Annotated in this window: 23 protein-coding genes and 1 pseudogene; 9 read left to right on the plus strand and 15 right to left on the minus strand. The window is 63.5% G+C overall.

Annotation, left to right across the window (positions count from 1 at the left end; translation table 11 throughout):
* Positions 1-438: 438 nt before the first annotated feature.
* The 6 genes from ppdK to AB1384_11325 all read left to right on the plus strand — a co-directional run bounded on the left by ppdK (position 439) and on the right by AB1384_11325 (position 9,555).
* Positions 439-3,096 carry a pyruvate, phosphate dikinase gene (gene ppdK, locus AB1384_11300; GenBank protein ID MEW6554859.1) on the plus strand — a complete coding sequence of 886 codons (2,658 nt, stop codon included), beginning with the start codon at positions 439-441 and terminating at the stop codon, positions 3,094-3,096.
* Positions 3,097-3,152: 56 nt separating this feature from the next.
* The gene (locus AB1384_11305) at positions 3,153-3,776 is read left to right on the plus strand and encodes a flavodoxin family protein (protein MEW6554860.1); all 624 of its coding nucleotides are present in this window, start codon (positions 3,153-3,155) and stop codon (positions 3,774-3,776) included.
* Positions 3,773-4,771 (plus strand): deoxyguanosinetriphosphate triphosphohydrolase, encoded by a 999-nt coding sequence (locus AB1384_11310; protein MEW6554861.1) that lies wholly within the window; start codon positions 3,773-3,775, stop codon positions 4,769-4,771. Before AB1384_11305 ends, AB1384_11310 begins: the two co-directional genes overlap by 4 nt.
* 71 nt (positions 4,772-4,842) lie before the next feature.
* Positions 4,843-6,663 carry a DNA primase gene (gene dnaG, locus AB1384_11315; GenBank protein ID MEW6554862.1) on the plus strand — a complete coding sequence of 607 codons (1,821 nt, stop codon included), beginning with the start codon at positions 4,843-4,845 and terminating at the stop codon, positions 6,661-6,663.
* A gap of 66 nt (positions 6,664-6,729) precedes the next feature.
* A complete protein-coding gene (rpoD, locus tag AB1384_11320) occupies positions 6,730-7,929 on the plus strand; it encodes an RNA polymerase sigma factor RpoD (GenBank protein MEW6554863.1) in 1,200 nt (399 codons plus the stop codon).
* 444 nt (positions 7,930-8,373) lie between these two features.
* Positions 8,374-9,555 (plus strand): glycosyltransferase family 2 protein, encoded by a 1,182-nt coding sequence (locus tag AB1384_11325; GenBank protein ID MEW6554864.1) that lies wholly within the window; start codon positions 8,374-8,376, stop codon positions 9,553-9,555.
* Positions 9,556-9,648: 93 nt separating this feature from the next.
* On the opposite strand, the gene AB1384_11330 is transcribed toward AB1384_11325, so the two are convergent.
* The 5 genes from AB1384_11330 to AB1384_11350 all read right to left on the minus strand — a co-directional run bounded on the left by AB1384_11330 (position 9,649) and on the right by AB1384_11350 (position 14,742).
* Complete coding sequence (locus AB1384_11330; GenBank protein MEW6554865.1) at positions 9,649-10,065, minus strand: hypothetical protein; 417 nt, start codon at positions 10,063-10,065, stop codon at positions 9,649-9,651.
* 120 nt (positions 10,066-10,185) lie between these two features.
* Positions 10,186-10,596: a hypothetical protein gene (locus AB1384_11335; GenBank protein MEW6554866.1), complete on the minus strand. Its 411-nt coding sequence runs from the start codon at positions 10,594-10,596 to the stop codon at positions 10,186-10,188.
* 87 nt (positions 10,597-10,683) lie between these two features.
* The gene (locus AB1384_11340; protein MEW6554867.1) at positions 10,684-12,276 is read right to left on the minus strand and encodes a hypothetical protein; all 1,593 of its coding nucleotides are present in this window, start codon (positions 12,274-12,276) and stop codon (positions 10,684-10,686) included.
* A gap of 150 nt (positions 12,277-12,426) precedes the next feature.
* Positions 12,427-13,530, minus strand: a complete 1,104-nt coding sequence (locus AB1384_11345) for a cytochrome D1 domain-containing protein (protein ID MEW6554868.1) — start codon at positions 13,528-13,530, stop codon at positions 12,427-12,429.
* 123 nt (positions 13,531-13,653) lie between these two features.
* The gene (locus tag AB1384_11350; protein ID MEW6554869.1) at positions 13,654-14,742 is read right to left on the minus strand and encodes an FAD-dependent oxidoreductase; all 1,089 of its coding nucleotides are present in this window, start codon (positions 14,740-14,742) and stop codon (positions 13,654-13,656) included.
* Between the two features lie 224 nt (positions 14,743-14,966).
* Between AB1384_11350 and AB1384_11355 the strand changes: the two genes are divergently transcribed.
* Positions 14,967-15,647, plus strand: coding sequence for an RDD family protein (locus AB1384_11355; GenBank protein MEW6554870.1), 681 nt, complete (start codon positions 14,967-14,969; stop codon positions 15,645-15,647).
* Positions 15,648-15,684: 37 nt separating this feature from the next.
* Here the strand turns inward: AB1384_11355 and AB1384_11360 are convergent, their stop codons facing one another.
* From AB1384_11360 to AB1384_11385, 6 genes and pseudogenes are all read right to left on the minus strand, one after another.
* Positions 15,685-15,987, minus strand: a complete 303-nt coding sequence (locus tag AB1384_11360) for a DUF4190 domain-containing protein (protein ID MEW6554871.1) — start codon at positions 15,985-15,987, stop codon at positions 15,685-15,687.
* A gap of 165 nt (positions 15,988-16,152) precedes the next feature.
* Positions 16,153-16,218, minus strand: a pseudogene (locus AB1384_11365) (zinc-ribbon domain-containing protein).
* A 50-nt stretch (positions 16,219-16,268) separates the two neighbouring features.
* Positions 16,269-17,195, minus strand: a complete 927-nt coding sequence (locus AB1384_11370; GenBank protein MEW6554872.1) for an FAD-dependent oxidoreductase — start codon at positions 17,193-17,195, stop codon at positions 16,269-16,271.
* A gap of 14 nt (positions 17,196-17,209) precedes the next feature.
* Positions 17,210-19,063, minus strand: a complete 1,854-nt coding sequence (ftsH, locus tag AB1384_11375) for an ATP-dependent zinc metalloprotease FtsH (protein MEW6554873.1) — start codon at positions 19,061-19,063, stop codon at positions 17,210-17,212.
* A 7-nt stretch (positions 19,064-19,070) separates the two neighbouring features.
* The gene (locus AB1384_11380; GenBank protein ID MEW6554874.1) at positions 19,071-19,826 is read right to left on the minus strand and encodes a 4Fe-4S binding protein; all 756 of its coding nucleotides are present in this window, start codon (positions 19,824-19,826) and stop codon (positions 19,071-19,073) included.
* Between the two features lie 5 nt (positions 19,827-19,831).
* Positions 19,832-20,257, minus strand: a complete 426-nt coding sequence (locus AB1384_11385) for an Rrf2 family transcriptional regulator (protein MEW6554875.1) — start codon at positions 20,255-20,257, stop codon at positions 19,832-19,834.
* Positions 20,258-20,502: 245 nt separating this feature from the next.
* Between AB1384_11385 and AB1384_11390 the strand changes: the two genes are divergently transcribed.
* Positions 20,503-20,784, plus strand: coding sequence for a ferritin family protein (locus tag AB1384_11390; GenBank protein ID MEW6554876.1), 282 nt, complete (start codon positions 20,503-20,505; stop codon positions 20,782-20,784).
* Positions 20,785-20,916: 132 nt separating this feature from the next.
* On the opposite strand, the gene AB1384_11395 is transcribed toward AB1384_11390, so the two are convergent.
* Positions 20,917-21,294, minus strand: coding sequence for a desulfoferrodoxin (locus AB1384_11395; GenBank protein ID MEW6554877.1), 378 nt, complete (start codon positions 21,292-21,294; stop codon positions 20,917-20,919).
* Positions 21,295-21,348: 54 nt separating this feature from the next.
* A complete protein-coding gene (locus AB1384_11400) occupies positions 21,349-21,852 on the minus strand; it encodes a rubrerythrin family protein (GenBank protein ID MEW6554878.1) in 504 nt (167 codons plus the stop codon).
* A 276-nt stretch (positions 21,853-22,128) separates the two neighbouring features.
* Between AB1384_11400 and AB1384_11405 the strand changes: the two genes are divergently transcribed.
* Positions 22,129-22,815 (plus strand): DUF1122 family protein, encoded by a 687-nt coding sequence (locus tag AB1384_11405; protein MEW6554879.1) that lies wholly within the window; start codon positions 22,129-22,131, stop codon positions 22,813-22,815.
* Here AB1384_11405 and AB1384_11410 read toward each other — a convergent pair.
* Positions 22,793-23,284 carry a type 1 glutamine amidotransferase domain-containing protein gene (locus tag AB1384_11410; GenBank protein ID MEW6554880.1) on the minus strand — a complete coding sequence of 164 codons (492 nt, stop codon included), beginning with the start codon at positions 23,282-23,284 and terminating at the stop codon, positions 22,793-22,795. The genes AB1384_11405 and AB1384_11410 overlap by 23 nt on opposite strands.
* Before the next feature lie 160 nt (positions 23,285-23,444).
* The gene (locus AB1384_11415; protein MEW6554881.1) at positions 23,445-24,080 is read right to left on the minus strand and encodes a TetR/AcrR family transcriptional regulator; all 636 of its coding nucleotides are present in this window, start codon (positions 24,078-24,080) and stop codon (positions 23,445-23,447) included.
* Positions 24,081-24,196: the final 116 nt, after the last annotated feature.

Genomic DNA, 24,196 nt, shown 5'->3' on the forward strand with positions numbered 1-24,196 from the left:
GGTCGTGTCTTCACAAATCCCGTTTCAGGAGACGGCCGGTCTTCCCGCCTGCCTGCGAAGGAATTGGATTCTGAAGACACGACCCCACTTTTTCAGCCCGCCACTTGGTTTGCGCAACAGGCTCTCAGGCCTTGTCCTTTGGATACCCCGGTATGTTGCGCCATTTTAATATACCTCTAACTGCAAGGACGCAACTACCTATAATCCAAGAAACAAGACCTGGACCCCCGGACGTCGAGAGAGCGTCGGCCCTGGCATCTCGGCATCTCGGGTTTGCGATATCGTTTGGGTATCCCCGGATCACAAGCCAAGGCCGTTTATCCAGGTGTATTCGGGGTGAAAATCAATTATAATTTCACTGTTTTCTATCTTCCCACGAGATCATCCGGTCTTAACGGGACGGCCGCTTCTGAGGAAACCTGTTAGGAGGAAGGCATCATGGCACCTGCGAAGTACGTCTACGATTTCGACGAGGGCGAAACCGGCATGAAGAAACTGCTCGGGGGCAAGGGCGCCAACCTGGCGGAGATGACCAGGCTGGAGCTGCCGGTGCCGCCGGGATTCACCATCACCACCGAGGCCTGCAATTACTATTACCGGGAAGGCGGCTATCCCGCGGGCCTCGCGGAGGAGATCGAGGAGCACCTGCAGGCCCTGGAGAAGAGGATGGGGAAGAAGCTGGGGGACCCCGGCGACCCCCTCCTGGTGTCGGTGCGCTCCGGGGCGGCCATCTCCATGCCCGGGATGATGGACACCGTGCTCAACCTGGGCCTCAACGACGATTCGGTAAAAGGACTGGCCTCTCTCACCGGCGACGAGCGCTTCGCCTACGATGCCTACCGCCGCTTCATCACCATGTTCTCGGACATCGTCATGGGGGTGGAGCGCAAGTACTTCGAGGAGGAGCTGACGCGCAAGAAGGAGAGCCTGAGAGTGAAGCTCGATGTCGAGCTGGACGCCGCGGCATGGAAGGAGCTTTCGGAGAAGTTCAAGGCCATAACCAGGGAGCACGCCGGGCGCGATTTCCCGGCCGATCCCCGCGAGCAGCTCGACCTGGCCATCCAGGCGGTCTTCAAGAGCTGGGAGAGCGACCGCGCCAGGACCTACCGCAAGCAGTACGACATCCCCGACGACCTGGGCACGGCGGTGAACGTCCAGTCCATGGTCTTCGGGAACAAAGGCGAGGACTCCGCCACCGGGGTGTGCTTCACCCGCAACCCCTCCACCGGCGAGGCGCGCCGTTTCGGCGAGTACCTCATCAACGCCCAGGGCGAGGACGTGGTGGCGGGCATCCGCACCCCCAACACCCTGGAGGAACTGGGAAAGGAGATGCCCGGACCTTACGGGGAGCTCACCGGGGTCATGGACAAGCTGGAGAAACACTACCGCGACATGCAGGACATAGAGTTCACCATCGAGCAGGGCAAACTGTTCATGCTGCAGACCAGGACGGGTAAACGCACCGCCTCCGCTGCCCTAAAGATAGCCGTGGATATGGTGGGCGAAGGCCTCATCAGCGAGGAGGAGGCGGTGTCGAGAGTGCAGCCGGATCAGCTCGACCAGCTCCTGCACCCGCGCCTCGACCCCGATGCTTCCTACGACGTCATCGCCAGGGGTCTGCCCGCCTCGCCCGGGGCCGCCGTTGGCGAGGTGGTCTTCGACGCCGATACCGCGGAGATGCGCGGCTCTCGCGGGGACAAGGTGATCCTGGTGCGCTGGGAGACCACCCCCGACGACATCCACGGCATCATCAATGCCCAGGGCGTGCTCACCAGCCACGGCGGCATGACCAGCCACGCGGCGGTGGTGGCCCGCGGCATGGGCAAGCCATGCATCAGCGGCGCCGAGGCCATCAAGATCAAACAGGCGGAGAGGATATTCGAGGTCAACGATGTGGTGGTGCGCGAGGGCGAGACCATTACCATTGACGGCACCTCGGGCAAGGTCATCCTGGGCGAGGTCACCCTCATCGAGCCCAAGGTGGACGAGAACCTGGAGAAGGTGCTCGCATGGGCGGACAAGCTGCGCCGCCTCGGGGTGCGCACCAACGCCGACACCCCCGAGGACTCGCAACGGGCGCGCGATTTCGGCGCCGAGGGCATCGGGCTCTGCCGCATCGAGCACATGCTAATCGGCGAGGACCGCTTGCCCATCGTCAGGCGCATGATCCTGGCCGAGGACGACGAGGGGCGCGAGGAAGCCTTCATGGAGCTTGAGCCCCTGCTTCGCCAGGACTTCGAGGGCATCCTGGAGATCATGGACGGCCTGCCGGTGACCATCCGCCTCCTCGACCCGCCGCTGCACGAGTTCCTGCCCAACCTCGCCGACCTCAGGGTTGAGATAGAGAGCCTCAAGCACGTCCCCGGCGAGAGGGACGAGATGGACGCCAAGGAGAAGCTGCTGTCCCGGGTGCGGGCCGAGGCCGAGGCCAACCCCATGCTGGGCATGCGTGGCTGCCGTGTCGGGTGCACCATGGGCGGGGTCACCGAGATGCAGGTGAGGGCCATCATCAAGGCGGCCTGTGACCTCAAGCAAAAGGGTAGGGACCCGCGGGTGGAGATAATGATCCCCCTGGTCGCTTTCCGCCGGGAGCTGGAGATAGAGAAGACCAAGGTGAAAGAGGTGGCCGACGGGGTCATCTCGGCCATGGGGGTCGACCTGGAATACATGGTCGGCACCATGATCGAGCTGCCGCGCGCCGCGCTCACCGCGGACCAGATCGGCGAGGTCGCCGATTTCTTCTCCTTCGGCACCAATGACCTCACCCAGACGACGCTTGGATTCAGCCGCGACGACGCGGAGGCCAAGTTCCTCCCGCTCTATATCGAGCAGGGCATCATCGCGGATAACCCCTTCCAGACCCTGGACGTCGAGGGCGTGGGCAAGCTGGTGCGCATGGCATGCGAACTGGGGCGAGGTGTCAACCCGTCGATCAAGCTGGGCATCTGTGGCGAACACGGTGGCGACCCGCGCAGCATCCAGTTCTGCCACGAAGTGGGACTGACCTACGTCAGCTGCTCCCCCTTCCGGGTGCCGGTGGCGAGGCTGGCGGCGGCCCACGCGGCCATGGGCGGTGCTTCCGACGCGACGAAGTGACCTTCTCGCACAGCGGATAAAAGACTGACACCGCCGCGGAGTAGAATCATATAGAGGTGTACGTACGCTTTGGCCTGGGGGTGAAGACCGTGTTCATACTGGCTATCAACGGCAGCCCGAACCGCAACGGCAATACCGCCGTGCTGTTGCGGGAGGTGCTCGAGGCGGCGGGCGAGGAGGGCGTAGAGGGCCGGCTCATCCAGGTCATGGAAGCCGTGAAGGGGCAGAAGATGCCCTTCTGCACGGCCTGCTCCAGCCCCTGCAAAGAGGCCTGCCACGACAAGGACGCTGGACTGAGGAAGGTATGCGACGACCTGGAGGGTGCGGCGGCGGTGGTGCTGGGCAGCCCGGTATATTTCGGCACGGTATCGGCCCAGCTCAAGGCCCTCTGGGACAAGACGCGCGCCATCCGCGCCAGGCGTTCTCTGGTGGGGAAACCGGCGGCCGCGGTTAGCGTGGGGGCCGCGCGTTTCGGTGGCCAGGAGACAACGCTCCGGGCCCTCCACGATATGCTCCTCGTCCAGGGCATGAGCATCGTGGGCGACGGCAGCGACGACACCGACGGCGGGCACCACGGGGTGTGCGCGCAGAAGCCGGCCGCGGAGGATCACTACGCCCTGGAGAGGGCGCGCATCCTCGGGAAGCGCCTGGCGCGGGAGGTCAAGAAGGCCGCTTCATGAACGTGCGCGAGGAGATCGAGGGCTGGGAAGACGCATGGCTCTCCCCCCATGCCGTGCGCAGCCGTGACAGCCGGGGCCGGGAGAGGGAGGAGCCGCCCGATCCGCTGCGCACCTGTTTCATGCGCGACCGCGACCGTATCATCCACTGCAAGTCGTTCCGCCGTCTCAAGCACAAGACGCAGGTCTTTCTTGCCCCCGAGGGCGACCATTACCGTACCCGGCTCACCCATACCCTGGAGGTGAGCCAGATATCCCGAACCATCGCCCGCGCCCTGCACCTGAACGAGGACCTCACCGAGGCCGTGGCCCTGGGCCACGACCTGGGGCACACCCCCTTCGGGCATATGGGTGAGGACGCCCTGCAGGGGTTGACCCCGTCCCCTTTCCGCCATAACGAGCAGAGCCTGCGGGTGGTGGAGAGGCTGGAGTATGGCGGCAAGGGGCTCAATCTCACCTGGGAAGTGAGGGACGGTATCCGGGGACATACCGGCAAGAGCGCTCCTCCCGCCACCCTGGAGGGAAAGATCGTGCGCGTGGCGGACCGTATCGCCTACGTCAACCACGACATAGACGACGCCATCAGGGCGGGCATACTGGAGGAGGCGGACCTGCCGGCTTCCACCCTGCAGGTGCTGGGGCGCCACCACAGCCAACGCATAAACACGCTGGTCAACGACATGGTCGAGCGCAGCAGGGGCTCGGCTGAGATCCTCCTCAGCGCGGAGGTGGAGACCGCCCTGGACGAGCTGCGCGCCTTCCTCTTCGACCGGGTATATATCGGCTCCGTGGCCAAGCTGGAGGAAGGCAAGGCGGTTACCATGCTGCGCAGCCTCTTCGAGTTCTACCTGGAGCATCCGGAGGAGATGCCCGGGGAGTTCCAGGGCGGGGATGAGGCGCTGAGCATAAGGGTCTGCGACTACGTGGCGGGAATGACCGACCGCTACGCTGACAGCAAATACAAGGAGCATTTCGTCCCCCGCAGCTGGGAGGGCTGACTTCGCCGGGGATGCCCCGGGGGCCGGACCGCTTTCCGGCGGGCTCAGTTGCGGACAGATAAGGAAGGTCCATGGGCAGAGGACGCATAAGGGACGAGGACATCGACAGGCTGCGCGAGCAGGCCAGCATCGTCGACGTCATCTCCGACTACGTGCAGCTCAAGAAGGCCGGTCGCTACTTCAAGGGCCTGTGCCCCTTTCACGACGAGAAGACCCCGTCGTTCATGGTCGACCCCTCCAAGCAGCTCTATCATTGCTTCGGTTGCGGCGAGGGGGGGAACGTCTTCACCTTCCTCAAGAAGAAGGAGGGGCTGGACTTCCGCGAGGCGGCGGAGAGGCTGGCCTCCCGCACCGGGTTCACCCTGCACTACGAGGGGGTGACCAAGGAGGCGGGGGAGGTGGAGACCCGGCGCGGCAGGCTCTACCGCCTCAACTCGTGGGCGGCCGATATCTACCACGAGATGCTGCTCTCGCATGAGGCGGGGAGGCCGGCCCGGGACTACCTGGCCTCCCGGGGTATCGACCGCGAGACCGCCAAGGCCTTCCGGCTGGGTTACGCCCCCGGATCCTGGGACTTCCTGTACCGGCAGGCCACCCGCAAGGGTTTCGCGGCGCAGGACTTCATGGCGGTGGGGCTGGGCCTGCAAGGGGAGAAAGGCATCTACGACCGCTTCCGCGGCCGCCTTATCTTCCCCATCCACGACCTGCAGGACCGCGTCATCGCCTTCGGGGGGAGGGTGATCGGTGAGGGACAGCCCAAGTACCTCAATTCGCCCGAGACCCCCATCTACACCAAGAGCCGCCATCTCTATGCCCTCAACCTATCACGGCGGGAGATCGTGCGCGACGGGTTCGCGGTGCTGGTGGAGGGATATACCGACGTCATCGGGTTGTGGAAGGCGGGCGTCCGCAACGTGGCGGCCACCCTGGGTACCGCCCTTGGAGAGGAGCATATCAAGCTGCTCTCCCGCCTCACGGAACGGGTAGTGCTGGCGTTCGACGCTGATGCGGCCGGCGTCAATGCCAGCGAGAGGGGCCTGGAGTTCCACGGTGATTTCGACCTTGACCTGCGGGTCATGGTCCTGGAGGAGGGGATGGACCCCGCGGATTTCGTATCCTCGCGCGGACCGGAGGAGTTTCTTCAACGGGCGAAGGAGAGCGTGCCCCTGGTGGATTTCTGCCTGCAAAAGGTCCTCGAAGAGCACGACCCCTCGGATACGAACTCCCGCCTGCGCGGCGTACGCAAGGCTGTCCACCTGCTGGGCGGGCTGGGGAGCGACATCGAGAACGAACGCCATATCAAGGAGATAGCCGACTGGGCGGGCTCGGGTTACCAGGCTGTTTACGACCTGTACCGGCGCGAACGGGGCGGGGCCGCGGCAACGGGAACCAGGACACCGGAGGCCTACATAGCCCTTCCCCCCCAGGTGAAGGCGGAACGGGAACTTTTACGGCTCCTGGTGCATCATCCCTACTTGCTGGAGAAAGCGCAGGAAGATCTGGATATGGGGTTGTTCAGCGACCCCGGGTACCGTATAATCCTTCAGGCGCTCCTGGACAGGTCCGGCGCGGACGGGACCGCGGCCTACGGCGGAGAAGGGCTGCTCTCGGAACTCATCGAGGACCTGGAGTCCGAGCAGGTAATCAGCACCGCTACGGCGTTAGTTTTCGAGAAAAGTGGGAATGTTGATAGTATAGGTGACGAGGACGCTCGGGCTATCTACGGGGACCTTCTCCTTTCCCTGAAGGAATTCTATTTTGAGCGTCAAATAAGGAGATTGAAGAAAGAGTTGGAAGACCACACGGCCGCACCCCAGAGAGATCACGCGCGCGAGCAGGAACTCACGGAGGAGATTTTCGCTCTTGAGCGCCTGAAACGGGAGTTGAGATAGGGGCGCTAAAGGGAATCAGCGGTTCGCTCGATTATCCATAAGGTAATCCTCTCTCAGGTGGAAAAAGTGGAAGATTGGAAAGACCTCGACTACGAAGAGATAAAAGAACTGCTCTCTAAGGGCCAAGGCAGAGGCGTACTCACCCAGGACGAGATCACTGAATCGCTGCAGGCACTGCACCTGAGCCCGGAGCAGATGGACCACTTCTACTCTCTCTTGGAGGAGATGAACGTGGAAGTGTTGGATGGACCGTCCGCGGAAAACCTGCGCGAGATGGAGGAGGAAGAGGCCGAGGAGGCCGAGGAAGAGAAGGAAGAGACCCTGGAAAAAGACATGGAAATGGCGGGAAAGACCCCGACCAACGATCCCGTGCGCATGTACCTCAAGGAGATCGGAAAAGTACCGCTGCTCACCGCGAGCGAGGAGGTCGACCTGGCCAAGAAGATAGAGGCCGGGGAGGAGGCCTCGGCAAAGCTGCGTGAGAAGGGCGACAAGCTCTCCCGCGAGGAGCTGCGGACGCTGCGGCGCCAGGAGCGTACCGGCCAGGAGGCCAAGAGGAAGCTGGTGGAGGCCAACCTCAGGCTGGTGGTGTCCATCGCCAAGCGCTACGTAGGCCGGGGGATGCTCTTCCTCGACCTCATCCAGGAGGGCAACCTGGGCCTCATCCGCGCGGTGGAGAAGTTCGACTTCCGCAAGGGCTACAAGTTCTCCACCTACGCCACCTGGTGGATCAGGCAGGCCATTACCCGGGCCATCGCCGACCAGGCCCGCACCATCCGCATCCCGGTACACATGGTTGAGACCATCAACAAGCTCATCCGCGTACAGCGCTCGCTCCTGCAGGAACTGGGCCGGGAGCCCACTCCCGAGGAGATAGCCGAGCAGATGGAGCTCACCCCGGAGAAGGTGCGCGAGATCATCAAGGTGTCCCAGGAACCCGTGTCCCTGGAGACCCCCATCGGCGAGGAGGAGGACTCCCACTTGGGGGACTTCATTGAGGACGCCGATGCCGTGGTGCCCATAGACGCCGCCTCCTTCATCCTCCTGCAGGAGCAGCTCGAGGACGTGCTGAACTCCCTGAACGAGAGGGAGAAGGAAGTCATCCGCCTCCGTTTCGGGCTCACCGACGGCCACCCGCGCACCCTGGAAGAGGTGGGACGGGAGTTCGGCGTAACCCGCGAGAGGATCCGCCAGATCGAGTCCAAGACCCTGGCCAAGCTGCGCCACCCCACCCGCTCCGCCAAGCTCCGCGACTACCTCGAATAAGGCTTACACTTGGGTGCCCGGGCCGCTGGGTAATGGTCTCGCTCCGCTATACACGCTCCGCTCCGACCAACCCAGTCGAGCCCGGGCAGGTGATATTTTATAGGCGACACCCGCGCCCATGTACTGCTCCATTAACAACTGCTATGCACGGGCCTGCGCGCCGCTGCGCCCGACCTGGTAGTTCTCGGGCAGGGGTTGCGCGGATGGGTTGCCAGGACCGACCCACGGTTCTCGGGAAGGTGGGGTTATACAGGCGACACGCGGGGCGGGTACCGTTTCTCTAACCACTTATATGCACGGGCCTGCGCGCACGCCGTGCCTGACCTGGGATTTCCCGGGCTGGTGGCAGCGTAGATGGGTTGCCAGGACCGACCCATGGTTCTCTCTAATGGCCGGGAACTGGGATTAAAGGGACTTGCCCCATGCTCCGACGCATAATTCGAGATGGTAGTACTGGATATCCTCCTGGTGGCGTGGATGGCCGCCGGCTGCCTGTACTGGCTGGCGGTGCTCTTCCTGACCATACGCATCATCAAGACGGTCCCCCTGCTGGAGGAGTTGCCCGAACCCCAAAGGGACGAATGGCCGAGGGTGTCGGTCATCGTCCCCCTGCGCGACGGGGCGGATGACGCGAGCGGCCCGTTGAACGAGCGCCTGAAGGAAGAATATCCAGGCCTGGAATTCATCCTGGTGGATGACCGCTCCACGGACGGCACCGCCTCCCTCATAGACGAGCTGGCCGCCTCGGACGCGAGGGTGAGAGCCGTGCACATAGATGACCTCCCCGGTGGATGGCTGGGCAAGGTGTACGCCATGCAGAGGGGGGTCGAGGCGTCCGGCGGTGAGTGGCTGGGTTTCAGCGACGCCGACGCGGAGGTATCCTCCGGCGCCATCCCCAGGGCGATCTCCCATTGCGAGTCCCGGGGCCTGGACTACCTTGCGGTCATACCCGGACTCCACCGCGGCAGATCACTCGTGGATTCCGTGTCCCAGGTGCTGCTGCGCGTCATGCTGATAAGCGAACGGGCCTGGGCGGCGGAGAAAGAGGGAAGCAGCGCCGCCGTGGGCTCCCCGTCGCTGGCCCTGGTACGCCGCTCCATCCTGGAGGAGGCGGGAGGACTGGCGGAGCTGCGCATGGAGCCCTCGGAGGACGTCGCACTGGCCCAGATGATAAAGGGCGCGGGAGGGCGATGCGGAGTCGTTAACGGGCGCGGCTACGTGGGGGCGGCCTTCCCTCCGAGACTGCGGGAGATGGCCGTGGACATGGAAAGGGGGGTGTTCGCCACCCTGGGCGGGTTCAGCCTGCCACGCATCTTCTGGCTCACATTGCTTTTCTTCGCGGTCGAATTCGGGCCCTACCTCTTCTTCTTCCCCTTGGGGATCCCATACGGTGAGCTGATAGGTACCGTGGCGGTATCGCTGGGCATGGCAGTATCCATCCTCGTATGCAGGTGGACCAGGTTGCCGTTGATGGCCGCGCTCTACTTTCCCATAGACCTCTTCGTCGTGGTCTATATCCTGCTGAGGGCGGGGATAGTGGGGACGGCACGGGGGGGGCTGTGGTGGCAGGGTGACTTCTACCCCACGGAGATGCTGCGCATGGGGCGCAGGTTCAGCTACCGCTGATGCGGGGCGGCCGCGGTGGCCTCGGCATCGCTCCGGTCGGGACGGCCCGGGCGGATCATGGCCTGCGATAGACGACCTCTCCCCCGACGATGGTCAGGTCCACGCAGCCGTCCATGGCCCCCAGCTCCAGTTTGTGGGTGAGCAGGAACCAGAGGCGATCACCCGGTGGATCCCGGCGTCACCGCAGGCATGGGTGCAGGCCTGCAGCCCCATGCCGTCGATGATCTCCATGACGCGGTTCCATCCGTCCCTGCTCCAGTTGACGTCGCCGTATTCCCCCGGGGCGTCGCTGAAGGGCTTGAACATGTAGGAGGTGTGGCCGGACGACACCATCCATGCAGGTCCTGATGCAGTCCCCCAGGGCCAGGCGGGAGCCCGACTCTCTTCCCAGCTCCTTCCACCAGGCCAGGTCGCGCCGGCTCCTACGTAGGTGATGCGCCCGTCCTTGACCGCCACCGCCCGGGCGCGGGGCTTCGTTGTATCGGAGGTGAAAACGTCTGCGTTGACCATCGCCAGGCCGGCCGCCCGTGACCCAGAACGCTCGTATTTTGGCCTAAAGAACCTGGAGAGCAGTCCTCGTGCCATTCCACCATCACCCCCGGGGCACCCGCATCATTTTCCCACAGCTGATCACTTCTTGGTGTACTGGATACCGGTATCGTTATCGACGATCGCCGCCACCTCGTCGTTGCCGGTCATCACGCTCAAGCTCACCGACGAACCGTCCTCGAAGGCGAGGTCCACCCACTTCCCCAGCTCGTCATCGGAGCAGAGGTAAGTTCCGCTCACGGCGGTGCCCCAGGCATCGGACTCGAAGGTTCCATCCTCCTCGAGGACGATGGATTTTCCGTCAGGGGACTCAAAGGTCCCGACCGCGTTGAACCGTGCCTGTTCTCCGCTCCCGCCGCCGGCGTTTGGGGATCCGACTCCCGCCGGCCCCTCCTCGCCGTTTTTCCCTCCGTCCGAACCGCCGCAGCCCACGGCCATGAGCGCCACGGCCAGGAACAACGCCAGTAACGAGATCAGCAACACCCTCTTCATCCGGAACCTCCGTTCGACGACCATGGCTCCTCTTTCCTCCGGTTCAAGAAGCATCATATTGATTATCACCTGCTGCGCGGAAAGGTACTAGTAGTAAACGAACACCTCGCCCTCCTCCAACGTTTGGTCTTCGCCGCCATCCTCGATGTGGAACTCGCACCTCCCACTGCGGTTGAAGACGACGGTGTAACCTTCACCCGGCCTCAGCAGTGGTGAGGTTGGGATACCTTCTCCGGAGATGACGTGGTCCTCATCGTCCTGGTTGACCCAGGTGACCGTCTCGCCCACTCTTACTTCGACGCTCAGGGGGCGGAAGGAACAGCCCATCCCGGACGCGGCCGATCCAATATCGATGATATATACGGTGGCCGCGGAGTCGCTCCCATGGTCAACAGCGGCATTAGGGCTCCCCGAGAAGGTATCCAGGAACCATCGTACCGGCAGGAAGTTCCTCCCGGTGGCAAAAGCCAGGAAGCCCAACACCAGGCAGACGATGAAGGCATAGATAAAGACGGAGACAAGACGGCTTGGAGCGCCACCCAGGAGCTTGTCGTAGGTTTCTCGGACCTCTCCCGAGATCGCCGCGATCTCGAGGTTCATCGCTTCCACTTGCGGCAGCAGTTCGGCGTCCAGGGGCGAAGGTTCCAGGCGCAGCGAATCCAACCTCTCGAGCGTGCTCTTCCTGCCATTCCGCCCGCGCAGCAGGGGAGAGAACATGAAACGGGAGATGGTGTAGTACGTCCGTCCGGAGAGGAGGCTCTTGACCGCCGCATTTCCTGCGCTGTAGTCAAGCGCTTTCGAGATAGCCCCCGCTACGACCAGAGGATCGGCCAGGACCCTGGCGGCATAATCGTCGGCAGCCAGGCGGGAGCCCTGTGGGAAGAGGCCGCAGACCGCCCACAAGGAGAAGATCTTGACCGCGGACCAGAAGACCAGAACCAGCAGGGCAAACCAGGGTAGCTGGGGGACGCTGAACTGCAGGGGCAGGGAGTTCACGATTATGGCGAAGGAGAGGTAGTAGATGAGGAAAGCACTGGCGAAGAGGCCGAAATCGTAAAGCGCAAGGGCGATCCTCTTCGTCTCCAGTTCCCCGGCCTCTGCATGCCAGATCTCATGGATGATCGACGCCATCAGTTCTTCGTGGCCGAGTCCCTCGATCAGCTTTCCCGGCACGCAGACCCAGGTGCCGATGCCGGGCAGTTCGCCGCTGACGAAGTTCAGCGCGCCATCCTTCAGTAGCACCGGAAAATCGAAACTTACGCCGGTTGCCAGGCGTACGTCCCGGTTGGCCTCGTCCAGCCTGGGCCACCCTTCATCATCGCTTGCCGCAAGGGAAGCGGTGAGCTCGCCCGCGCTCGAGCTGCGCTTGAAAGGAAGACAATCCCATACCTGCACCGCTCCGGCCCTGGCGGATGCCGGCGGCGATTCGCGCAGGCGTTTCTTGAGCTTTCTCTTCGCCGGGAAGGACGGTCCCCTCCGCCTGCCCAGGAGGTAGATGAGCAAGTAGGGGACGGGGAGAAGGAGGATGACGAGGAAGATATAACTCTCTTTATCGCTTTCACCGGCGATCACGCTCAACAGAAGCCAGGTCAGTAAGGCCATGACACCGGCGGCGAAAAGCAGGCTCACGGACAGGAGCAACCGCGTCATCAACCTGCTGCGCCGGGACCAGTATTCCATCTGCTCCTACCCGCTTACGGCAAACCGCCTGTTGTTGATACCAAGGCCGTACTTCCCTGGAAGCACGAGCCGAGGTGGAAGCTAATCTAACATCATAATGAGCGTTTCTCAAGCGGTAAGGTGAAACCCCGCCCCCCCACGACTGTCACCCTAACGGACGATCTCCAGGACGGATATCTGCGGGGGGGCGTAGTTGGATACGAAGAGGCGCTCTCCAGTGGCGTCGACGGTCATGCCGATGGGGTCGGGTGTCTGGTAGGTGAACACCTGCCTGCGCGCGGCGATGTCGATGCAGCCCACCGTGCCGTCGTCGTAGTTGCAGACGAAGAGGTAGGCGCCGTCGGGGGTGATGGCGATGGTGCGCGCCTTGCTGCCCACCTTCACGGTGGCGGTGACCGTGCCAGCCACGCGGTCCACGTAGGTGACGGTGCCGGGCATGTTGTTGCTCACGTAGATGGTCTTGCCGTCGGGTGAGAGCACGGCGTGGCGCGGGTTCTCGCCGCAGTATATCTGGCGCGTCACCACGTGGCCGCCCGCCACGTCCACCTCCGCCAGGGTGTTGCCGCCCATGACGCACACGTATACCTTGCCGCCGTCGGGGGAGAAGACCATGCCGCGGGGGGTGCCGTACATGGAGATGTCCTTGACCCTGGTCAGGGCCAGCCCGTCGATGACCGTCACCGTGTTCGATTCCCAGTTGGCCACGTAGACCCACTTGCCGTCGGGGCTCACGGCGATCTCCTTGGGGATGCTGCCGGTGGGCACCTGCGCTATCACCCTGCCCGCCTCGGTATCCACCACCACCACCCTGGATGAGTTGTACAGCGACACCCAGGCATAGCTGCCATCGGGGGAGAAATCAGTCTCCACCGGCTCGTCGGGGAGGGGTATCTCCTTGAGCATTTCGTAGGTGGCGGCGTCGAAGATGAAGTTCTTGTGGGCGTAGAGATCGTTGACGAAGATGCGGTCGCCGCCCGGCATCAGCTCCACCGACTTGGGGCCGGCCTCCACGTAGAGGGTCTTCAGGGGACGCAGCCCCGTCACCGTCCCGGTGGCGTACACGGGCGGCGGCGGCTCCTGCGGGGTTTCCTGCGGCGTGACGGCACCGTCCTGCACCGTCGGGACAGCGTTCTCACCGCCGCCCTGCGAGGCCCCGCAGCCCGCGACGAGCGGCAGGCACAGAAGGACCATCAGCACCGCCGCAAGGACCATGAGCGCAAGTGGCCGTTCCCCGCCGATCGTGCTCCCCGCCAAGCTTTCCTCCCATCTTTCCACGTTAGGCCCGCCGTCAAATATTCTTTCGTTCCGCCGCGCCGGGTTACCTGCAGTGCTCGGACGGGCCGCCTGCCACCGGGGTTCCTCGTGGGCCCGCGACGGTCACACCCGCAGCCAGCCGGGCACGAAGAGGAAGCCGAGGCGCATGGAGAACCAGGCGTGCAGCGGGTACAGCCCAAGCCCCACCCGGGTCGCGGCCTTGAGGCCGTAGGGGTGGGTGGCCTCTATGAGCAGGCGGTTCATGTAGCTCAACTTCCACAACAGGTTGATCTTGCGGAACTCCCGGTAGGCATCCTCCGGACGGGCTAGGGCCATGGCCGCTATCTTGCCGGTGACCAGTGCACCGTGCACCCCGAAGAGCAGCACGGGGTCCTGGGCCCCCGCCAGGGTCCCGGCCAGGATGAACTTGTCGTGGAACAGCCGCGGGTTGTTGAAGGAGGCCATGGGGAGGACGCCCACGTCCAGGTCGTGCCACTCCGGCAGCTCGATGCCCTCGTCCTCGTAGAGCTGCGCCGGGAACCACTCCTTCGCCTCACGCGAGAGGGGCTTCTTGCGCTGAAACATCACCGCGCCCCCCAGCCCATGGATGGTGGAGAACCAGGCGTAGTCCCAGGAGTAGCGGTCCATGTACAGGATCACGCTGGGTCCGTTATAGCCGCTCGTGTCCAGGCCTTGCCCCATGAACCCGTCCACATGGATGTAAGGGATGCCCAGGGCCTTATAGGCGTCCTCGAAGAGGCCGGAGGCGATGATGCTCTTGGGCGGCAGGTCGTCGAAGTCTTTACGCGCCGTCAGCGGGTGGTTGAACTCGAACCGCACGCCCTCCTCCACCGCGACGCGGTACAGGAGCATGTCCAGGGAGCCCTTGCGCGAGCTGCGTTCCACCAGTACCGCGGGCACGTTCCTCGGGAAATCGGTATCGTAGCGTTTGCCGAAGGCGTACATGCGGGTGGTGGTGAGGGGCTCGCAGGCCGGGGCGATATCTATGCCGATGTAGCGAGACAGCTTCTCCGCCTGCATGGGAGTGCCGTCGGCCATGACGTAGGTGAGTTCGCCGGTGGACATGTCGCGTGCCGGGCCGGCGACACCGTCCCGCCTCTCCAGCACCCTTACCTCGTGGCCATCGCGCCTGAGGTTGATGGCGGCGCAGAGTCCCGCGAGACCGGCGCCGACTACGATGTGTTCTCCCATGTGCTCCCCCCTTGTCGGAACCCCTCCCAGGACGAAAGCCATGGTGCGCCGCTGGGCCGTCCACCGCGATGGGGGCAGCCACCCCGATGGGACCATAGACCCCTGTGCGTTCAACGACAATGATAGCAGAAAGGGAATCATCTGACCCGGAGCGAAGACTGTTGGGAAAACACGTACGGTCCGACCGGGGGCCGCGACCTCACGCCCGGCGCATATGGGGAGCCATGCTGGCGAGCCTTAATGGTAAGGGGGGATGGGACGTGAAGAACTGCCCGGATTGTGGAGCCGCCAACCCGGACGACGCCGCCTTCTGCTCCAACTGCGCCTTTCGGTTCGGGGGTGAGGTTCAGCCCGGACAGCCGCAATACCCTGCGCCCACGGGAGGGCCCCCGCAACAGCAGCCGGAGTACTACCCACCCGGGCACCAGCCCTATCAACAGACCTTCCCGAGCTACGGCGGTTTCTGGATAAGGCTGGCTGCCTACCTGCTGGACTATATGGTGATCTCCCTCGCGTTCCTTCCCATAAACGTCGTCTTCACGGCCATCGACCACCGCATCCCCATCTACTTCTTCTTCTGGGGCCTGTGGATCTGGCCCGAGGGGGTCAGCTCCCAGATCATGGTTTTCTTCAACCTGGTGCGGCTGTCCCTTATCTGGGCTTACTTCATCATCATGACCGCCAGGAGCGGTTCGACCCTGGGCAAGAGGCTGCTTAACCTCAGGGTGGTCGGTGAGGACATGCAGCTCATCGGCTACGGGACGGCAGCCCTGCGGGAGACCATAGGCAAGGTGATATCCGCGATACCCTGCCTCCTGGGTTACTTCTGGGCCGGTTTCGACGGCCGTAAGCAGGCCTGGCACGACAAGCTCGCCAAGACTTTCGTGATCAGGACCGGCCCTTGAGGACCCGGCCTCCCGGGCTCCTTTGGGCGGGCCGCTTCTACAGCAGGGCCAGGACGGGTGTAGCGGGAATCGCGGAATTGCTGGCCGCGGCGAGGATCAGGATCACCACCCATATCACGGCCAGGGCCAGTCCTATCCATCCCAGGATTATCCCGGCCCTCGCGTTGGACTCTCCGGTCTGGTAGCCGCCGCTCGCCGCGATCTCATTCTTGGCCGTGAAGCCGAGGATAATTGCCAGGACCGAACAGATCAACGGGCATATGATGAGCCCGATGATCCCCAGGATGAGGGAGGCGGTCGCTTTACTGTTGTTGACCTGACCTGCCACCGGGTAGGGCATGGGTGCGTAAGGTACGCCTGGTGGAGGTGCCTGGGGGGGATATGCTGCCGGAGGCTGGCCATATGGGGACGGTGGAGGGACGGCTCTGGCTTGCGGGCTCCAGCCATAGGGTGTTGGAGGAGGGGCCGCGGTTTGCGGGGCTTCCGCCTCGGTGGTAAAAGCGCCGCCGCAGTTGGAACAGAACGCCGCATGGTCCTGGTTCTCCGTCCCGCATCTCGCGCAATTCTTCATCGCTCATCCCCTTTCCCTCGGCATGTCCGGACCTTTTCCGCGCCGCGTGTTCAAGCTGTCGCGGCGGTGCCGCCGCTCTCCACCAGCCAGGCGTAGGCCGAAAGCGCCGCCTTCGCCCCCTCGCCCGCGGCGATGATGATCTGCTTCTCCACCACGTTGGTGGCGTCTCCGGCCGCGAACAGGCCGGGGACGCTGGTGCGGTTATTGGAGTCGATGACGATCTCGCCGAGTCCGTTCAGTTCCACCTCGGGGGGGAGGAAGGCCGTACTGGGGATGCTCCCGACCTCGATGAACACCCCCGCGACCTCCAGGGACCTCGTTTCGCCGCCGCCCTCTATATCGATGGCCTTGACGAAGGTCTCGCCGCGGATGGCGTTTACCCGGTGCGCGAGGAAGACCTCGGTCTTGCTGGATGCCAGCACCTGCCGGCGCCTGATCTCGTCTCCGCCCAGGGCCTCCTCGGCGGCGACGAGGTAGACCCTTTCCGCGATATGGCTGAGCTGCAGAGCGGCGTCAAGGGCGGAGTTGCCCCCGCCGACCACCGCCACCTTCTTGCCCCGGAAGAGTGGGCCGTCGCAGGTGGAGCAGTAGGCCACGCCACGGCCGCGGTAGGTGTCCTCGCCGGGCACGCCCAGAAGGCGCGGGACCTTGCCGGAGGCCACGACGACCGCCCTCGCCTCCAGTTCGCCGTCCTTGTCGGTGCCGACGACGAACCCGCCGTCCCCCTTCACCAGGGAAGTGACGTTGAGGCCTTCCCGCAGCTCGACCTTGAAGTTGTCCAGGTGTTCCCGAAAACGCTCGACCAGCTCGACGCCGGTGATGAGCTGGTACCCCAGGTAGTTCTCGACCTCCCAGGACCACGTGGCCTGGCCGCCCACGTTGCTCGTTACCACCAGGGTGTCGAGCATCTTGCGCGCGCAATAAACCCCTGCCGACAGGCCCGCCGGTCCCGCCCCGATGATCACCACGTCGTGCATGTGCGCTCCCGTCCTCAGGCCGTCGCCGGCTGACGCCCAGGCCGGTACTCCTCCATAAGCCTGCGGAAGTCGTCCCCCTCGAGGGTCTCCTCTTCCAGCAGCACCTCGGCGATGCCCCGCAGCGCCTCGGTGCTCTTTTCGATGACCTCTTTCACGCGGTCGTAGTTGCCGGTGATTATCTTCTTCACTTCCTGGTCGATCAGCTCCGCCGTGGCCTCGCTGTAGTTGGATTCCTTGCCGTAGGAGTAATCGCCCATGAGCAGGCGCGCACCCCTCTCCAGCCCCAGGGATACTGGCCCCACCCTCTCGCTCATGCCGTAGTCCTCCACCATCTTGCGCGCCAGGATGGTGGCCTTCTCCAGGTCGTTCTGAGCCCCGGTCGAGATCTGGCCCAGGGCGATCTCCTCGGCGGCGCGGCCCCCCAGGAGCACGGCCAGGCGGTCCTCCAGTTCCTCGCGGGTCATGATGTAGCGGTCCTCCTCGGGCAGCTGCATGGTCATGCCCAGCGAGCCGATGCCGCGGGGTATCACGGTGATGCGGTGCACCGGGTCGGCGTGATCGAGCAGGGACGCCGCCAGCGCGTGGCCCACCTCGTGGAAGGCCACGACCCTCCTCTCCTTGTCGCTCATCACCCGGCTCTTGAGCTCCAGGCCCCCGATGACGCGGTCGATGGCCTGCTCGAAGTCCTCTTCGTACACCTGTTTCTTGTCCTTGCGCGCTGCGAGCAGGGCGGCTTCGTTGACCACGTTGGCCAGCTCCGCGCCGGCGAAACCGGGGGTGCGGGCGGCGATCTTCCTGAGGTCGACGTCCCCGGCCAGTTTCACCCGCCTCACGTGCACCTTGAGGATCTCCTCGCGTCCTTTGATGTCCGGCCGGTCGATCATGATCTGGCGGTCGAAGCGCCCCGGCCGCAGGATGGCGCTGTCCAGCACCTCTGGCCGGTTGGTGGCGGCCAGGATGATCACCCCGGTCTGGGGGTCGAAGCCGTCCATCTCCGAGAGGAGCTGGTTCAGGGTCTGTTCCCGCTCCTCGGTGCCCCCGCTGGCCACGATGCCGCCCCGCACCTTGCCGATGGACTCGATCTCGTCGATGAAGACGATGCAGGGGGCCTTGGCCTTGGCCTGCTCGAAGAGGTCGCGCACCCGCGCCGCCCCCACCCCCACGAACATCTCCATGAACTGCGAGCCGCTGATGGAGAAGAAGGGCACGTCCGCCTCCCCCGCCACGGCGCGGGCCATGAGGGTCTTGCCGGTGCCCGGCGCTCCCACCAGGAGCACGCCCTTGGGGATCAGGGCGCCTATGCTGCGGTATTTTTGCGGGTTGCGGAGGAAATCGATGATCTCGCGGAGCTCTTCCTTGGCCTCGTCCAGCCCGGCCACGTCGTCGAAGGTGACGCGGTCTACGCTGCGGTCGTACAGCTTCACCTTGGACTGTCCGAAGGACATGGGGCTGGCCCCTCCGATACGCCGCGAAAGGCGGCGGAAGACGAAAAACCAGATAAAGACGATCAGGGCCAGGGGCAGCATCCAGGTCAGAAGGAAGTCGCGCCAGAAGGTGTTCTCCACCCGGCCGGAGAACTCGACCCCATTCTCTGACAGCAGGTTGATGAGTTCCTGGTCATCGGTATTGGGGATGCGGCTGGTCACAAAACCGCTTTCCCCGTCCTCGGTGATGGACGTGCCCTCGATCCGGGTGTCGGTGACGGTAGCCTTGGTGACCCGGCCCGCCTCCAGGCGCGCGAGGAACTCGCTGTAGCTTATCTCCGGCGCCTCGAAGGGGTTGGCGAACTGTATGCTCAGGATGATCGCCAGCGCGATCAGCGCATAAAGGGCGTACAGCCATACCCTTTTCTTCTTGGTCTCTTCCATATGAACATTATACCCGCACGGGAAGTGCGGGCCTTGCGTCCTCCAGTACCTCTCCCTCGATGCCCACCTTGACCGTGCAGAACGGGATCTTCTTGCCGGAGTCCGCCAGGGCCTGGACCGCGAGGTTCACCAGCCCGGAGCAGCAGGGCACTTCCATGAAGGCCACGGTGAGGTCGCGGACGTCGTTTTCGCGCAGGATGGCGGCGAGTTTCTCGCGGTAGAGGGCTGCGTCGTCCAGCTTGGGGCAGCCGACGATGAGGGTCTTTCCCTTGAGGAGACCACGGTGGAAGTCCGGATATGAAAAGCCCACGCAGTCCGCGGCCAGCAGGATGCTCGCCCCTTTGAGGTAGGGCGCCTTCACCGGCACCAGGTGCATCTGCACCGGCCAGTTACGCAGCTGTGAGGGTATGGCGGCGGACTCACCGCCGGTCTCCTCCGCGCCGGCGTGCAGCTCGCGGACCATGGAGCCGGGACAGCCGCAGGCGAGGGTCTCTCCGCCCCCGGCATGGCCGGTGTTGTCCTTCTCCGCGGCGAGGTGGCGCTCCACCGCCTCCTGGTCGAACTTTTCCGCCTCCCTCTCCACGATGGTGATGGCGTCCCGCGGGCACTCACCGATGCAGGCCCCCAGGCCGTCGCAGTAACTGTCTTTCACCAGCCTGGCTTTGCCATCCACGATGCGTATGGCGCCTTCCGCACAGGCCGAGGCACACAGCCCGCAGCCGTCGCACCGTTCCTCGTCTATCTCGATTATCTTCCTGATCATGGCCTTCACTCCTTAAAGACTTCCTTGATCCTCTCCACGGAGGTGTGCTCCAGGTAATGCTGGAAATCCCCGTTGACCTTGTTGATGAGGTCGTCGAACACGCAACTCTTCCCTTTTTCCCCACATACATGAGTGCCCAGGAGGCAGTCGTCCAGTTTCAGCGGCCCCTCGACACTCTCGTAGATGTCCCGCAGGGTGATCTCGCTGGCGGGACGGTTCAAGGAAAAACCTCCACCCGGGCCACGGGATGATCCCAGTATCCCGCTGCGTACCAGACGCTGCATCACCTTGGAGAGATGTGACTCCGAGACCTCCAGCCTGGTGGCGATGGCGTGGGCGGTCACCGGCGTTTCCTCGCCACTGGCCGCTACCATGGCCATGGCGTGCAGCGCCAGGGAGTAGGCCTCCGATATGTTCATGATGCTCTTCATGTCCGTCCTCCCGATTATACTGACATAGTAGTAAAACAATACCATAATACCATAATAGGCTTTAAGGTCAACCTCTCCCATGGGATCGTTCCGGGCCCGGCGAGTTCCATGCCGTGGCGGTTGAGGTGTCTGCTACCGGCGTTATCCCATTGCCGTTCGGGGGAATACTGTCCTTTATGCCGCCGCGGGCCTCGCGGCGGTGAGGAGGCGGTGATGCGGGCGGAAACGGAGAAGGGGGTGTTCGTATGCTTTCCGAGATCCCGAAGGACCTTGCCAAGATGAGCCAGAAGGAGCTGGACAGGGAGATCTGCAGGGTGGGCATGATCGCGGAGCTCGACGCGGTGAACCTCTACGAACAGCTGGCGGCCATGACCGACAATAAGCTAATCAAGGATGTCCTCCTGGATATCGCCAAGGAGGAGAAGACCCACATGGGCGAGTTCCAGGCCCTCCTGCTCATGGAGGACAAGGAACAGGTAAAGGAGTTGAAGGCGGGCAAGGCCGAGGTCGAAGAGCTGAAGGGCTGACCGTTCCGACAGGCCCCATCGCCGTCCGGCAGGACCGCCCCGGCGATGGCTCGCTCCTTCTGTGGAGGGTTGAAGAAGGGCGCCGTTCCCGGCGCCCTTCGTCGGTGGCGGATACCGAGATACCGGTCTGCGTCAGCTCGACTTCCAGAGGCCGTGCAGGTTGCAGTATTCGCGTGCGGTTATGCCTTCCTTGGGGGGCGTGAACTTGCCCTCCGGCGCCATGCCCGGCGCGAGGAAGATGCGCGAGCACCTGTCGCCGATGATGATCTGGACCCACTCGATATAATGGTCGTCCTGCATGGGATGGGCCACCTCGCCCACTTTCACCAGCACGCCGTCCTCCAGCACCTCCACCAGCGGGACATGCTTCTCCACCGCTGCGTCCACGGTGTTCTCGACCTGCAGCACCATGTCCTCGCCGCAGCATACCAGGGCGCCCTTTCCGCCGTGCAACACCTCGACGATATTGCCGCAGATCTCGCACTTATAGATCTCCATCCTCTCAGCCATGACTTCCTCCTTGTCCTATTGCCGCGCGGCTGGCCTGCCGCGCCCGCCTGGCCGTTAAAACTGCCTGAACTTGTCCCTGGAGGCGCCGCAGATGGGGCACTTGTCCGGGGCGTCGCCTTCGCGGGTGTGCCCGCAGACGCTGCATATCTGTATCGTCCCCACCTTGACGTCCTCGCCCCTGTCCACCGCTTCCTTGGCTTGCTTGTACCAGTCGGCGTGGATCTTCTCCGCTTCCAGCGCGTAGTAGGTGCTGCGTACCGCTCCGTCTTCGTCCTGCAGCTTGGCCGTGGCGTTGTAGACAGGATACATCTCGTCGATCTCGAAGGTCTCGCCCTCGATGCAGGTCTGGATGTTGTCCGAGGTAGCCTTGACCCTTCCCAGCACCTCCAGGTGGTTGCCGGCGTGTACCTTCTCCGCGTAGGAGATGGCCCGGAACATCCTGGCCATCTCCGTGAGGCCTTCCTCCTCGGCTTTGTCCGCGAACAGCTGGTATTTCATGTGGGCCATACTCTCACCGGCGAAGGCGTCTCCCAGGAACTTCTCCGTCATCTCTCTCATGCTCTCAAGACCTCCTTCCTGTACTTGCGGTTGCAAGTCTATGTTTCCCTTGCCGCGCGGTGATAAAACCCTGCGCCGGCACCTTCGCGCGATGATAGCAGAACGATCCGTTCCCGGCGAGCATCTGGATCATGGTCGATCTTTCCCGGTATGGGGTGTTGGTGAGGGGGGATAATTATGGATGCGAAGTCGCGCAAGGGCGGTCGGCCCGGTCCCGCGGGCGGTCCGCTGGCGGGACGGATAAGGCGATGATACGGAGAAGGAGGCCGGGATCGGATGATCGACGAGCCAGCGGAGGTGCTGACCAGGGAGCTGGCGGGTGCAGAGCTGGATGGCCTCGTGCTCGAGCCACGGGATTTCAAGCGGGGCAGGACGGACAGGGAAGTCTATTTCAATCTCTTCCTGTCCCGGGAGGGCCGGCTCTCCCTCACGCCCACCGTCCAGGGGCTCTTCTTCGCCGGCCGGGGAGACTATATCAAGGCGTGGGTCGAGTTCCGCTACGACCCCGTTGCGGTATTCGCCGATGGCAGTGTGGTGGACCTGGAGGAGAAAGGGCTGGCGCCCAGGCTCTTCTCCCTCCTGGCCTCCCTGGTCCCACCGGGTGGATCCCTGATGGTCATCTATGGAGCGGAGGCGCATGCCGTCTCTTCCGATACCGAGAAGGGCCTGAAGAAGAGCTTCCCACCCGCGGCGACTCCGTTGGGATATTACCTCTGGCGGAGCGGCCTGCGCTGGTTCAAGGACTGGTACTTCTCCGAGGGCTGGATGGAGGGGGGCATGAAGCTCCAGGCCACCCGCCCCCTGAACGAGGAGGTGCGCGCCGGCAGGGAAGCGAAGGCCAGGGAGGAGCTGGGCGCTTTCGCAGCGGCCTTGCGGGACCGTGACCTCGACCCCCTGGAGAAGGACGCCCTGGAGCGGGCAGAGGACGTCCTTTCCAGGCTCACGCCAGCAGCTTCTCCTTGAGAGCGGCGTTGAAGGCGGGGAGGTCTTCCGGTACCCTGGAGGTGATGATGTTGCCGTCTATCACCACCTCGCGGTCCACGAAGTCCGCGCCCGCCTCCAGCATCTCCTCCCTGATCTTCGGGTAGCCTGTCATGGTGAGGCCCTTCACCAGGCCGGCCGCAGCCAGCAGCTGTCCCCCGTGGCAGATGGCCGCAAGGGGCTTTCCGGTGGCCGCGAAGTTGGCGACGAACGAGCGCGCCTCCTCGGACTTGCGCAGGTAGGCGGGGGACCTCCCCCCCGGGATGACCATGGCGTCGAACGAGGTGGGATCGAGTTCTCCGAAGGTGTTGTCGACCCTGATCACCGCGCCGTGCAGACCCTTGATTTCCCCGGTATCGGGACCGACGGCCACCACTTCCGCGCCCTCCTGCCGCAGGAAATCCATGGGCACCGTGGCCTCCTGGTCCTGAAATCCCTTTCCAATCACCATGACGACTCTTTTACCGCTTAGAACCATCTTAATGCCTTTCTCGAAAAATGCGGTCCGATCACCAATGTGGACTGATCTGGTAGAGCGTATGATAGGAACAAACAGTCCCGTGATCATCTATGATTCCCCCGGGGGAGTGCGGGAAACCCGGTAATGGGTCTTACTTCAGGATCCCTTCCAAAAAGATCGCGATGTACCTGTCCACGAGGTCCGTCAGCTCGACACCCTCGAGCTCGGGGTATCTGAAAACGTCCTTCTCGATCAGCAGATACCCCATCATGCCCATGAATGCGGAGGTGGCCAGGACCGGGTCCATATCCTCTTTGAGCAGCCCTTTCTCTTTCCACAACTCGACGCATTGCCTGACGAAATCTCGTGCCGGGTCGAGCATCTTTTCCAGGAAAGGGCTGGCGGCCTCCGGGTTCTTGACGGCTTCCCCGATGACCATCCGGATGAAATCCCAGTCGGAATAGAAGAAAAGGAACATGCCCCTGGCTATGAACTTGAGAGCGGTCTTGGGCTCCAGTTCCGGCATCAGCTCCCGCACCAGGTCTAAAGCCTGCATGGTCGTGGTATGTGCGTCCACCACTGCCTTGAATATCTCTTCCTTGCTGTCAAAATAGCGGTAGAGTGCTCCACCGGTGATCCCGGCAGCCTTGGCGATCTCGACCACGGTCGCGCCATGCAGACCCTTGTCAGCGAAGACCTCCAGGGCGGCCTGGACTATCTTATCCCGCGTTGAAAGCATCTCCGCTTCCGCCGGCCCTCCCTTTGCTACTGCTTCGTCCTCATCCATAGTTCCCGCTCCTTGCAGACGGCCTTCTCCTCATTCACTATCCTAGCGTAATGCGACTAACAATAGAATATATCATATAGTATTGACACAGAAAGTAATAATATTATAAATATAAT

The organism is Actinomycetota bacterium (assembly GCA_040757835.1).
Classification (GTDB): Bacteria; Actinomycetota; Geothermincolia; order Geothermincolales; family RBG-13-55-18; genus SURF-21.